We start from the raw sequence: 12,719 nt of genomic DNA, 5'->3' as shown, positions 1-12,719 counted from the left end.
TGAGCCTGCGGCTACGACCACAGCATTTCCATCGTCTTTTCCTATATGTTCAGCATTGTGAAGTGCTGCAGCCCGGCTGCCATTCGACAATTGGCGACCCATTGATCTCCATGGGTCTTCTCCAAAGCTTCAATTCGGATTCGCCGCTTCCTCCCCGGCTTTGGCTTACGTGCATTTGTTTGCCCCTGTGCGAGTGAAGCTGAAATAAAAAAGCGGTCGAAGACCGCTTTTTTCAACCCGCGACGCAGTATTTATCGGCTCATGAAGCGCTCAATGCGCGCCCGAGTCCCGGCGCTTGTGGCCAGCGCAAGCAAACCGTCGAGCTCGCGCTGGTACAACACGCTTTCAGGTACAGGCAACAATGGATCGCAGCCTTCACCCCCAGTCAGCACATCGGCCAAGGCATGAGCAATCACAGCGTCCTCTGCACTGATGCGGCCGGCGTTGCGCTCGGTGTCGACACGCAGGCGAATCGCTGCCAGGCCTGAAGGCCCAGGCAATGTCAGGAGGGTTTCAGCGGGTACCTGATAGCCTGCGTCCGCCAGCCTGACCGCTGTCCGTTTGGCCTCGAATAAAACATGATCACGGTTCATGACGATCTGATCCTGCGATCGCAGCACTCCGGACTGCCTTGCCATCAAGCCGGACGACGAAATCGCTGCAGAGCTGATGACATCGAACACCGACTGTGCAATTGCAACCGGCCCTTTGGGCCCCTGCTCGGCCTGAGCGGCACGAATCAGCATTTGCGTACAACCACCCCACGCAGGTACCAACCCCACCGAAACCTCAGGGAGGCCAGCGTTGAGTTCCGCGTACGCAACAATGGCGTCACAGTGCAGCAGGATTTCACAGCCACCGCCCAACGCCATGCCTGTCACGGCAGCGACAACCGGGAAAGGCGAGAACTTGAGTGCCCGGAACGCCTGCTGTCCGCGGCCGATGAAATGGGCGAGCCCGGCGAAGTCGCCGTCGGTGATCTTTTGCAGAATGAAGCTCAGGTCGGCGCCGGCAGAAAATACTTTTGGATGCCGGGAGGCAATGACCAAGGCACGAATACTTGAAGACCGCTCTTTGATCAGCTCTGCGATCATTTCGAAGACCGTGTGATCAAAAACGCCCATCCTGGTTTTCAACTCAAGACAGGCAACGCCGTCGCCCAGATCCCAGAGCTGCGCGCCGGCATTCTGCTTGATCGGCTGGCTACGCGCGGCTACTTCATCAAGCGAAAGTAAATTCGTGGGTCGTACCCGCATAACCGCCGCGCCGTCGGTCGTCGCGACCTCACTGCGCTCGGTGCGGTAAAATCCGCCGCGCTGCACAGCGGTCTGCAGCAACCTTGGCACCGGTTCCTCTTCGCCCGCCATGCGCTCGGCTATCCAGGTGACACCGACAGAGTCAGCCAACGCGAAAGGACCCAGCTTCCAGCTATAACCAAGCACCAACGCGGTGTCGATTTCTTCCAGGGTCTGAGCAATGTCCTGCGCGACCGTGCAGGCGTAGGTCAGCACACGCTTTAACACTGTCCACGCATAGTGCCCCGCAGCGCAGTCGCTTTCGCACAGTTGCCGCAGAGTGCGCGACTCTTCGGCCACAGCTGGCTCAGCGATGTACTCCATAGTGACAGGGTCAAGAATCGAACGGCTCTTGCGCCCCTCTGTGCCCATGCGATAGAAGCCTTGCCGGGTCTTGCGACCATGCATACCCTGTTCGATCATCCGCTGGATCAGCGGATGGGACGGCAAATCATAATGCTGCAGGCCATCTGTCGTAGGCAGCGCACGCATAAGTCCGCCCCACACCAGGGGCACCAGGTCGATGCCCACCAGGTCGAACAAGCCGAAGACACCGGTTCGGGGCACACCAAACGGTTTTCCGGCTACCGCGTCCGCCTGGCTGACAGACAGGCCGCGGTCTATCGCTTCAATCGCGGCGACTGCCATCCAGTAGCATCCAAGCCGGTTGGCAATGAAGCCAGCGGTGTCTCGGCAGGTGATTACGGTTTTGCCCAACTGCGCAGCACCTGCTGCGCTCACTTTCTGCACCACCTGCGGTGGGTTTTCGTCGCCGCAGACGAGCTCTAGAAGCTGCATATGCCGCGGCGGATTGAAAAAATGAGTGATGACGAAGTCGCGCTTGAATGCTTCTGGCATCCCTTCAAGCAGGGCTCGCCGAGTGATCGTCGAGGTATTGGATGACACCACCGACCCAGGCTGGCGGACGGCCTCGATCTTTTTATAAAGCGACTGCTTGAGTGCCATGTCTTCGATGATGGCCTCAATAATCCAGTCCGCATCTGCGACCCACTCTAGGTCGTCATCGACATTACCGACCTTGACCCATGTCGCCGCCTCGGGCGCCATGAATCCGCCCGTGGTCAGCTGTTTTTGCACACCCGCTTTCGCCAGTGCACGGCGATCGGCCACGCCTGGCGGCGCAATATCCAGCAGCACCACTGGGATCCCGGCATTAGCGAATTGCGCAGCGATGCCTGAGCCCATGGCCCCGGCGCCGATCACCGCGGCTTTGCGAATTTGAGTACTCATGCGCGCTCCAAGACCATTGCCGTTCCCATGCCGCCACCGATGCATTGCGTGGCTAGCGCATATCGCCCGGCCTCGCGCTGCATCAGCATTGCCGCTTTACCGATCAGACGCGCGCCGGTCGCTCCCAGCGGATGACCAAGGGCCAATGCACCGCCATCACGATTGAGGATTTCGCCAGGAATCGCCAGCTCTCGTTGACAGGCCTCAGCCTGGGACGCAAAGGCTTCGTTCATTTCTACTGAACACAGGTCATTGATCGAAACCCCGGCCCGGCGCAGCGCTTTGCGGCTTGACTCCACCGGGCCCATACCCATGACCCCTGGCTCGCAGCCAGAGACTGCAAAGCTGGCAATCCGCGCCAGGGGTACAAGCTGATGGCGACGCAGGAACTCAGCCGAACACACCAGCAGCGCAGTGGCACCGTCGGTCATCGGGCTAGAGGAGCCGGCGGTAACGCTGCCTCCCTCAAGAAACACCGGCTTCAAAGACGCCAGTTTTTCAAGCGAGGTTTCGCGCACACAACCGTCGCGATCGACCACAATGTCGCCGACGTTGACGGAGCAGATTTCCGCCGCCAACGCTCCACTTTGTTGCGCCAGAAATGCCTTCTGATGACTTGCGAATGCATAACGGTCCTGATCCTCACGACTCAAGCCATATTGTCGGGCGACGCGCTCGGCAGTCACTCCGACATTGCAGTAATCGGCGACTTGTTCAGCGCTCCAGTCCGGGTGCGGCGAGAGGTTGAAGCCCATCATGGGCACACGCGACATGCTTTCGGTGCCACCGACGATAAACGCGTCGCCAGCGTTCATCGCCAGCATGCCTGCAGCGATCTGTGCCGCCTGAATGGCTGAGCCGCACCAGCGGTTGACGGTCATACCCGCGACGCTGACCGGCAACCCTGCCCTCAACCCGACGATGCGGCCGATATTCAGCCCTTGCTCGCCTTCGGGAAACGCACACCCCCAGACCACATCCTCGATTTCGTCAGGCGGAACGCCAGTTCGTTGCAGCAAGGCACGAATAACGTGTGCGCCCAACTCATCGGGACGCACAGAGGCGAGCCCACCCTTTTTCGCAAACGTGAACGGGGTACGAACATAGCCCGCGATGAAAGCTTCACGACTCATTGGCAACGCCTCATGAAAGAATGGCTGGTTCAGCGAAAATAATCGGATGCAGCGCTCAGACGCTCTTGACACTCAAGCACCATGCCCTGGATCAGCGCCTCGCACGTGGGCACGTCATCGATCAAACCGACCACTTGCCCGGCCCAGACCAGCCCACCTTCTACGTCACCTGACTCCAGCGCTGCACGACCTCGCGCGCCAGCAACCAGATGGTGGATCTCACTGAATTCCACGCCGCCAGGACGTTGCTCTTTGCTCACCACCTCTTCCGAGATGCCGTTCTTCAGTACTCGGCCGGTGTTGCGCAACGTTCTGAAGATCAACTTCGTATCGACTTCGGTCTTGCTGACCAGCAGTTGTTTGATGTGGTCGTGAATCGGCGCCTCGCGCGTTGCGCAGAACCGCGTGCCCATGTTCACGCCTTCAGCACCCAATGCCAGCGCCGCAGCCAGTCCGCGACCGTCGCCGATCCCACCGGAAGCTAACAAAGGAATGCGTATTTTCCGGGCCGCAGCAGGAATCAGCACCAGTCCTGGGACGTCATCTTCACCTGGATGACCGGCGCATTCGAAGCCGTCGATGGAGATGATGTCTACACCGTTACGCTCAGCCGACAGCGCATGGCGCACCGACGTGCACTTATGAATGATTTTTACCCCCGCAGCCTTGAGTCGCGTGATGAACTCCTTCGGGCTGCTCCCGGCGGTTTCAATGATCTTGATCCCGCTGTCGATAATCACATTCAGGTAGGCCTCGTAAGGCGGAGGGTTGGCCGAGGGCAAGATCGTCAGGTTCACGCCAAACGGCTGATCAGTCATCTCACGGCAGCGCGCGATTTCCAGCGCCAGCGCCTCAGGCGTAGGCTGAGTCAGTGCTGTCAGCAGCCCCAGCCCACCCGCGTTGGATACCGCAGACGCCAGTTCTGCACGCCCCACCCACATCATGCCGCCTTGGACGATCGGGTAACGAATACCCAGCATCTCGGTGACTCGATTCTTCATCGCCGGTACTTTCTGATACGTGTCTTCAGTTGCATGGAACATGGAACTCTCCCCTGAACACCTGCCTATCACTGCAACGGGCAGCGGTGCGCACCACATAAATCGGTCTGTGCACAAGAACGGCATTTGAAATTAAAGGGGGCCAATGACGTCGGCCCCCCGTACCCGTTATCCGGCGTGGAAAACGATCGACTTCAGATAGGTGTATTCGTTGAGGCCTTCAATGCCGAACTCACGTCCATAGCCCGAACGCTTGATGCCGCCAAACGGGGCGTGAGAGCTCATGCCACCCGAGCCGCCGTTGAGATAAACCTCTCCGGTGCGGATGTGTTTGGCCATCTCGAAGGCGCGACCGACATTTTGCGAGAAAATGCCACCACCCAGACCATATTGAGAGTCGTTGGCTAGGGCGATGGCTTCTTCATCGGTGTCGTAGCCAATGACTACGCCCACAGGTCCGAATACTTCTTCCTGGGCAATCCGCGACTTGTTGTCGACTTCAGTGAACAGGGTGGGCTCGTAGAAGAAGCCTTTATCCAGGCCCTCCGGACGCTTGCCACCTGTCACCAGTTCCGCGCCTTCCTTGCGCGCCACATCAACGTAGTACTCCACGCGTTGACGTTGAGCGTCACGGATCAGCGGGCCCATACCAACATCAGGGTCTGCTGGATTGCCGAGCTTGATCGCCTTGGCCATGGTTGCAACACGCTCTACATACTGAGCGCGGATCGAATTGTGGACCAGGTGCCGAGTCGTCAGGTTGCAGCCTTGGCCGGCATGCCATGTAAAGTTCATGACGCCGGCAGCAGTTGCCTGATCAAGGTTGGCATCCTCGCAAACGATCAATGCCGACTTGCCGCCAAGTTCCAGCAGCAGGCGTTTGAGCGTCGGTGCCGCTTGCGCCTGAATCGCCGCCCCGACGTTGTCCGAGCCGGTGAAGGTAATGAGGTCAACCCGCGGATCGGTTGTCAGGATTTCGCCGACCTCCTTGTCGCCTGTAATTACGTTCAGCACCCCGGCAGGCAGCCCAGCCTCATGCGCAGCCTGCGCCAGCACCAACGCCGCAAACGGCGTGTAGGGCGAGGGCTTGAGCACGACGGTATTGCCCGCTGCCAGCGCCGGGAAGACTTTGGACACGTTAAGGAAGAACGGAAAGTTGTACGGAGTGATGGCGACCACGACGCCGACCGGTTCACGTATCGTGACACCGGCACCGAGCATCTTGTGATCACCCATCGCGGCGTGAACCTCAACCGGCAGCGGTTTGGTCGTATCAAGGTTGCAGGCGTTGACGAAGAACTGCGCGTGTTGCATCGCAATCCCGAATTGCACGCGCTGGGCGATCATCGTCGCACCCGCCTCGCGGGTGATAAGCGAACGGATTTCGTCGCCTTTGCTTACGAGTACGTCGTAGAACGCCTGCAGCTTGATAGCGCGCTGAGCCCCGCTCAAGCGCGCCCACTGACCGAGATCGAATGCCTGCCGCGCGGCCGCAATCGCCGCCTCAGCCTCAACCCTGCCACCCACCGGAGCCATCCCGACGACCTCCTCTGTCGCCGGATTCACCACCGGTTCACAGGCGCCACTTGTCACCGGCACCCACTCGCCATTTATGTACAGCGCTTTATTGTTCTGTGTGACTGACATAGGTTCTATTCCATTCAGCTACGCCAACGATGGCGATCAGATCGAGGCAAACATTTTGTTGACGTCGCCTGAGGTAACCGGACGTTTTTCACCCTCGGTAGGCTTGGCTCCGCCCTTGCCGGCTACAGGGCGGGTGTCAACATGGGTGGCCTGAGCGCGCAAGGCGCCTACAGTGCAGTTTTCGCGACCGAGGATCGAGAACGGATCAAACGAGAACTCGCGCATTGCATTGAGGTGCGAAATCTTGTCGATTACCTCGTCGCTGATACCCGCTACGCCGTCCATAAACACTTCCGGCGCTCTCGGCCACAGGCTGTCAGAATGCGGGTAGTCGCACTCATAGGTCACCTTGTCGATGCCAACATCAGCCAGGTTCTTGACCCCGAACTTGTCATCGATGAAGCAGGTGATGAAATGACGTTTGAAAACATCGCTCGGTTTTTCAACGCCGAAATCGGCGTTGGTCCAGGCGCTGTGGTGCTGATGGGTAAAGTCTGCACGCTCCAGGAAGTACGGCACCCAGCCGATCCCGCCTTCGGAAAGCGCGATGCGCAGATCCGGGAATTTCTTCCACATTGGGGCGTACAACCAATCGCCGGCACTGACCGCGATCGACATCGGGAACGTACCGATCCAGGCATCGATCGGGGTATCCGGCGAAGCATGCGGAGGGGTTGATCCCGATCCAATATGGGTGCAGATCACCACTTTATTGTCAGCGCAGATCTTCCACAGCGGATCCCAGCACGCGTCATGAATGCTCGGCAGATTCAACGATACGGTACTGTCCGGGAACGACACTGCGTGAACGTTATGGGGCACCATGCGTTTGACTTCTTCGACGCAGAGTTTGACATCCCACAGCGGCAGAATGATCAGGGGGATGAAGCGGCCCGGATACTCGCCGCACCAATCCTGGATGTGCCAGTCGTTGTAGGCCTGGATCGCGGCCAGCGCAATTTTCTTGTCTGCGGTGCCGTTAAACACGTTTCCGGCGAAGGCGGGAAAGGTCGGGAAACACATCGAGGCCAGGATTCCGTTGACGTTCATGTCCTCGACACGGGCATGTACGTCCCAGCAACCACGGCGCAAGTCCTCGTAAGCCGTCGGCTCCATTCCGTACTCTTCCGGTGGCCGGCCGACCACGGCGTTCAGGCCGATGGAGGGGTAAACTTTGCCTTCAAACACCCAGAAATCCTTGCCATTTTTGGTCTCGATACGCGGGGCTCGATCTTTCATGGACTTGGGCATGTGATTGATGAATACGTCGCGCGGTTCAATCAGGTGGTCATCAACACTGATCAGAATCAGATCTTCAGTCTTCATGTTTACTCCTGGGTGGTTGGACGTCACTGCCTGTCGACGTAATCGATGATATGGAAGTACAGCACAGTGACCGATACATCAATTCAAAGGCCGGCACACCTCGACGCCCGGTAATCGGGCCAGAGTGGGCCTGCCTGCGGAATTCGTTAATCAGCTCTTGGACTGGTACTCGCGCATCACGCGTTGCTGGATTTCGATCGTCGACAACGTATGGTCATCCGCAGCGTCGGGGAACTGTCGTTCAGTGGCGGATTCAATCTCGGTCCAACGCTTGTGGGCGACGTCGACGACATGCCGATGCGTCAGAATGAAGAACTCTTCATTGCGCACAGCAGCCACGATCAGCCTGCCCGCCTCCTCTGCGTCCAGCCCGTAGCTCATGGCCTTGGCATTGATCGGGTTGCCGGAAAACTTGCCGCCAAATTCGTCGGGGCGGTTGCGCCCGGCATCCCACATGCCGGTCTTGACGATGCCCGGGCAGACCACGCTGAAGCCTATCTGCCCCTGGAACTCGTCACGGAACGCTTCGGTCATGCCCATGACCGCATGCTTGGAAGCGGTATACGCCGCCGTGCCGATGCTGGCAGCCGCCAGGCCGTTTTCCGATGAGGTATTACATATCCAGCCCTTAATGCCCTGCTTGATGAATCGACTCGCAAACTCCATCGACCCGTTCCAGACGCCGAAGGCGTTGACCGAGAACAGCCACTGCAGGTCTTTGAAGGAGGTATCCAGGGCCATGCCGCTGATCACCACACCGGCGTTATTGAAGATCAGCGCAGTGTGAGGAAAAACGCCAAACGCAAAATCGGCCAGCTCCCGAGCTGCACCTTCTTTAGCGGCGTTGTATACGAACAGCTCGGCTTGACGGCCCAGCGCCCGGATCTCGGCGACCACCTTGCCGGCGCCGACCGCATCGATATCGGCGACCACCACATCAGCACCGGCGCACGCCAGAGCCAGCGCTATGCCTCGACCGATGCCACTGGCTCCGCCTGTTACCACCGCAGCCTTGTCTTGAATATCCACACATACCTCCAGATTCTTGTTTTTGTCTAAGGGGTGAAATCGAGAATAAGCTAGATTAACCATATGATCAAGATGTACTTTCGACGACAAAAACCCCTGACCGAGGGTTATTTCAGCTGTTTTCCACACCCGACAAACACTAACAAAAAGTCTTATAAACCGCTCTAAATAATGGGTTTAAAGGGTATTTCAGAATACAGAACTCGCTGATGGGGTAGTTCCTACACTGTGCTGTCGGATTTTCGAAAAAAACCAAAAAAATAACCGTTTAAAAAAAACTTATTGCATCATTCATCTAGTGGATCTATACATATCCATGACAGATCTCAGCCCTCGCCTACGGAGTCGGACGAGCTGGCACCTGATGATTCGGCTCAAAATAAAAACAAGAGGCAAATTAGATGGTCATTCCACGTTTACTCGTATTGTCGTTAGGCTTGTCGCTTGCTGGCTGTGAAGCGGTCGACCATTTCCGGCTGACCAACGCAGTCGAGCGTTACCGCAATATGTGCACGCAAAGTGCGACCGTGGATTGCGCGACGCAGTTGGTGGATATAAATATCCTGACGCTCGGACAAATACGCAGAACAGCAGACCATGAACAGAAGGAGTTGGTACACCTCAGCGGTAACCGAGGCTACGACAGTGTGATCAGTGCAATTGATAAGGAGATTGCGCACCAGCAAGAGCTCAAGCCCAACCTGATCGCAGACTGGTTCATGCCTCAGTCTCCAGACAAGAGCATGAATGCACCCGTTTCCGTGGATTTCTACGCTAAGCTCAAAGCTCGTGCAGTCGATGATTACGAGCAGTCGATGACAGATTACGGTCTCGCGTCTATCAACGCTGCACGTTGGCAAGCCCTGAATATGAACTTCGGTTCCTCGATCTGGCCGCAGTAACCAGGCCTCGAAAAACTGAAGATCAAAGTCGCCTCCCCCCCCCCCGACACACCGCTACGGTGATCGTGCTGGAAGCGTTGCGGAGTACCGTTGCATGGCTAGGAAATGCAAGGCAGTTGCGGACAAGACCTATGAATCGCTGTTGGATGCTGCTGAAACGGTCTTTAGCCAAAAAGGTTATTCCCAGACTACGTTTCAAGAAATAGCCGAACATGCAGGGGTGACACGCGGTGCGATCTATTGGCACTTCGACGACAAATATCAGTTATTGGATGCCGTGCTGCGGCGCGCGGAGTTGCCTTGGGACCGGCTACCAGGCACCTTCGCCTCGCTTAACGAAGCGCCTTCGTTGAGCGAGCTTGGCCAAATCATCAGCGGCACCCTGCAAGAAATCATCAACGCCCCCCGCCTCCACCGAGTAATGCTAATCCTGCTGCACCGTACGGAACTGGTTGCCGACAACCGTCATGTCTATTGCCGCCTGACGGAGATTCTGAATCGGATCAAGACCTGGCTGATTGCGGCGCTCAGTTGGCGCTTTCAGAACGCCAACGGCAGCCCGCACCGCAACATCCCTGCCGCCGCCACTGCAGTCAAAGCGCTGCTCACCGGTATGATCTACGAGTGGCTGCTGGATCAGGTAGACATAGACCTGGCGCAAGTGCCGCAGACCGTAGAGATGCTGATCAAGCGCTTTGTCGACAACACTGCATGCGCAGCATGACGCATCATTGCGATGAATGCCGCCGTGCCCTCTTTACGAGGGGATCAGCCCCGCCCCTTTCATGATCTCCACCTGAGTGGGATGGATGCCCTCAAGTGAAATGGTGCGACGCCGAAAACGCCAGCGCTCTTCACGAACCATCAAGTCCTGGTAACGACCGAACACCCCACACCTTGGGAACGTCGTCATCGTCGCTGTCTATACGCACGATAGTGCTTTGCACTGTGGCACTGTTGCCCGTTATCTGAATCCGATAAGCCGCTGTGAGATGCTTGTGCCAGCGATGAGGCGCTTTGGTGTGCCCGACGATGAAGGGTCGAAGTGCATCATGACCACGTACTTCGAATGCAATACCAATTCTCGTCTTTACTTCAAACAACCCGTCCGCAGTGAAACAGTCCAGCCACTCTTCATCCAGCCCGTCGTCCATCACCGTCGAGTAGCGCTGAATGGTATCGATGATTTCCCGCTCCGCCTCCAGCAGGTCCAGCCTCGTACTCAACCGAGCGATGCTCACCGAATCGGTAATCACAGGAAGTCCCTCGTCATGATATCGGTGCCGGACTGCGTGCCTTCAACCGACGCCTTGTACGCCCGGGCGGTGTCCACGGCACTCACTACCTCAAGCCCGCCGAACTCGGTCATGCCCCTCGCCAGCATGGTTTCGCGGACGAACGTGGCGCTGACACCGTTGATACGAATGCCACGCTGCATGTCCTTGGCGGCCCCTCCAACGAAGCCATCAATGGCCCCATTGGTCGTCGTGATCGCGGAGAAGCCATGGATCGGATTCTTGTTCATGAAGCCGCTGGACAGCGTGAAAGAGCCACCATCGCTGATTCGGTGGACACCCCTGCGAACCAGGCTGACCTGAGTCATGACTCGACTGTCCCAGGTAGCCAGATAGTCCTCTGGATCAAGCTCCCAGAAAGGCACATAAACCTGCCCGGTACCGATGGCGACAACCAACGCATCAAACGCGCCTGCCGCGTCATAAAACGCGTCAATGGACGCCAGCAAGTGGCATCCACTCGCAGATCGCCGGCATTGCGACTGGCGCGTCGCACCTCATGATCTTTGGATAACAGGTCGGCGACCGCCGTTCCGATGATGCCCATACCCACGACAATGATTTTCACAGCTTGATCTTCCGAGGATGTTTGCTTAAACCACTTTGCTCGGCACAGGCCACACCAGCGGCAGAGCATCCAGGCCAATGACATCGCCGACATGGGCGGTCAGCGCTACCCCTGGCTTTACCTGGAAGTCCGGAATGCGCTGCAGCCATGTCTCTACCATGATCGGGAGCTGAGCTCTTGCTACCGCGGCGCCGATGCAGAAATGCGGACCGAAACCAAACGCGATGTGACGCGCGGTGCGCTCGGTGTCGACGCTCTGCGGACATTCGAATTTTTCTGCGTCCATGCACGCCATCGGCGTCGACAGCAAGACGTTGTCACCCTTTTTCAGCGTGACGCCCCTGATAACCACATCCTGTTTGACGAAACGGTTGGTCGACACGATCGAGTAACGACGGAGCATTTCTTCGACGAATGTAGGGATCGATTGCGGGTTATCACGCAACGCCTGACGGCGATCAGGATTCTGTGCTAGATACCGCAGAATCCACGCTGTACTGGAACCCATGGTGTCCATACCGGCGAGGAACATGAACAAAATGAAACCTGAGCATTCCGCCTCGCTTGGCGAATGCCCATCCACCTGACGGTTAACGAACGCGTTGATCAAGCCCTTGCCCGGTTTGCCCTTGTTGGCGTGGTAGAGGTCCTTCATGGCATCGAGCATTTCACGGGCGCATGCAAAACGGATCATCGGGTCATATTGATGAATGACCTGGAACAGAAAACGGATGTACAGGTCGGACTTTTCGATCGGCGCGCCGACTAACTCGCACCAGACCGCAGCCATCATCTTGTAGCCGCAAGGAACGATGTCGGCTTCGCCAGAATCGATGATTTCGTCAATCACAGAGTCGACGCCCTGGCGCATCACGGGTTCCAACGCCAGAATTCTTGCGCGGGAAAAGTAAGGCATCAAAAAGGTTTTATATTGCGTGTGATCAGGCGGATCCAGTTCAACCGGGATCAACAGTTGATCGACGCCCGCCAACAAACTGAAACCAGAAATATAGTTACTGGTAAAGTTCTGTGTATCACCAAACACTTTCTGAATATCATCGTATCGTGTCAGCACCCAAGTCCCATATGGATTACGGTCATTCTTGGGGATATAGAACAATTCTCGACCACCGTGCAGCTTGGCCAAGTTGGCATTGGGATCGCCATCGGCATCTTCCAGACCGTACCATTTAACATCCAGTACCAACTCCGGTGGAACGTGTGCAGGAAATGCGCTATTCACAATGAAAGCCCTCATTTACCAACCAATCG

11 protein-coding genes are annotated in these 12,719 nt (G+C 57.2%); 2 read left to right on the top strand and 9 right to left on the bottom strand.

Annotated elements, in window-relative coordinates; translation table 11 throughout:
• Positions 1 to 251: 251 nt before the first annotated feature.
• The 6 genes from ACMTA2_RS17385 to ACMTA2_RS17360 form a co-directional block, all read right to left on the bottom strand.
• On the bottom strand, positions 252 to 2,546 hold the full coding sequence (locus ACMTA2_RS17385; protein WP_413790979.1) for a 3-hydroxyacyl-CoA dehydrogenase/enoyl-CoA hydratase family protein: 2,295 nt from the start codon (positions 2,544 to 2,546) through the stop codon (positions 252 to 254).
• Positions 2,543 to 3,679, bottom strand: coding sequence for a thiolase family protein (locus ACMTA2_RS17380; protein ID WP_413790978.1), 1,137 nt, complete (start codon positions 3,677 to 3,679; stop codon positions 2,543 to 2,545). The genes ACMTA2_RS17385 and ACMTA2_RS17380 overlap by 4 nt, the downstream gene beginning before the upstream one ends.
• 29 nt (positions 3,680 to 3,708) lie before the next feature.
• Positions 3,709 to 4,680 carry an NAD(P)H-dependent flavin oxidoreductase gene (locus ACMTA2_RS17375; RefSeq protein WP_413795675.1) on the bottom strand — a complete coding sequence of 324 codons (972 nt, stop codon included), beginning with the start codon at positions 4,678 to 4,680 and terminating at the stop codon, positions 3,709 to 3,711.
• Positions 4,681 to 4,848: 168 nt separating this feature from the next.
• A complete protein-coding gene (locus ACMTA2_RS17370) occupies positions 4,849 to 6,327 on the bottom strand; it encodes an aldehyde dehydrogenase family protein (protein ID WP_413790977.1) in 1,479 nt (492 codons plus the stop codon).
• 36 nt (positions 6,328 to 6,363) lie between these two features.
• Positions 6,364 to 7,653, bottom strand: a complete 1,290-nt coding sequence (locus ACMTA2_RS17365) for an amidohydrolase family protein (RefSeq protein ID WP_413790976.1) — start codon at positions 7,651 to 7,653, stop codon at positions 6,364 to 6,366.
• Positions 7,654 to 7,803: 150 nt separating this feature from the next.
• The gene (locus ACMTA2_RS17360; RefSeq protein WP_413790975.1) at positions 7,804 to 8,682 is read right to left on the bottom strand and encodes an SDR family NAD(P)-dependent oxidoreductase; all 879 of its coding nucleotides are present in this window, start codon (positions 8,680 to 8,682) and stop codon (positions 7,804 to 7,806) included.
• A 401-nt stretch (positions 8,683 to 9,083) separates the two neighbouring features.
• Between ACMTA2_RS17360 and ACMTA2_RS17355 the strand changes: the two genes are divergently transcribed.
• Positions 9,084 to 9,584 (top strand): hypothetical protein, encoded by a 501-nt coding sequence (locus ACMTA2_RS17355; RefSeq protein WP_413790974.1) that lies wholly within the window; start codon positions 9,084 to 9,086, stop codon positions 9,582 to 9,584.
• 94 nt (positions 9,585 to 9,678) lie between these two features.
• A complete protein-coding gene (locus ACMTA2_RS17350) occupies positions 9,679 to 10,308 on the top strand; it encodes a TetR family transcriptional regulator (RefSeq protein WP_413790973.1) in 630 nt (209 codons plus the stop codon).
• Positions 10,309 to 10,438: 130 nt separating this feature from the next.
• Here ACMTA2_RS17350 and ACMTA2_RS17345 read toward each other — a convergent pair whose 3' ends face one another.
• The 3 genes from ACMTA2_RS17345 to ACMTA2_RS17335 all read right to left on the bottom strand — a co-directional run bounded on the left by ACMTA2_RS17345 (position 10,439) and on the right by ACMTA2_RS17335 (position 12,705).
• Positions 10,439 to 10,840 carry a nuclear transport factor 2 family protein gene (locus tag ACMTA2_RS17345; RefSeq protein ID WP_413790972.1) on the bottom strand — a complete coding sequence of 134 codons (402 nt, stop codon included), beginning with the start codon at positions 10,838 to 10,840 and terminating at the stop codon, positions 10,439 to 10,441.
• Positions 10,837 to 11,328: an SDR family oxidoreductase gene (locus tag ACMTA2_RS17340; RefSeq protein WP_413790971.1), complete on the bottom strand. Its 492-nt coding sequence runs from the start codon at positions 11,326 to 11,328 to the stop codon at positions 10,837 to 10,839. The genes ACMTA2_RS17345 and ACMTA2_RS17340 overlap by 4 nt, the downstream gene beginning before the upstream one ends.
• A 144-nt stretch (positions 11,329 to 11,472) precedes the next feature.
• Positions 11,473 to 12,705 (bottom strand): cytochrome P450, encoded by a 1,233-nt coding sequence (locus tag ACMTA2_RS17335; RefSeq protein WP_413790970.1) that lies wholly within the window; start codon positions 12,703 to 12,705, stop codon positions 11,473 to 11,475.
• Positions 12,706 to 12,719 lie beyond the last annotated feature (14 nt).

The sequence above is a fragment of the Pseudomonas medicaginis genome (genome assembly GCF_965119365.1).
In the GTDB taxonomy this organism is placed as follows: domain Bacteria; phylum Pseudomonadota; class Gammaproteobacteria; order Pseudomonadales; family Pseudomonadaceae; genus Aquipseudomonas.
Note: the sequence above shows the minus strand (reverse complement) of the source record. Positions and strands in the feature narration are given on the sequence as shown.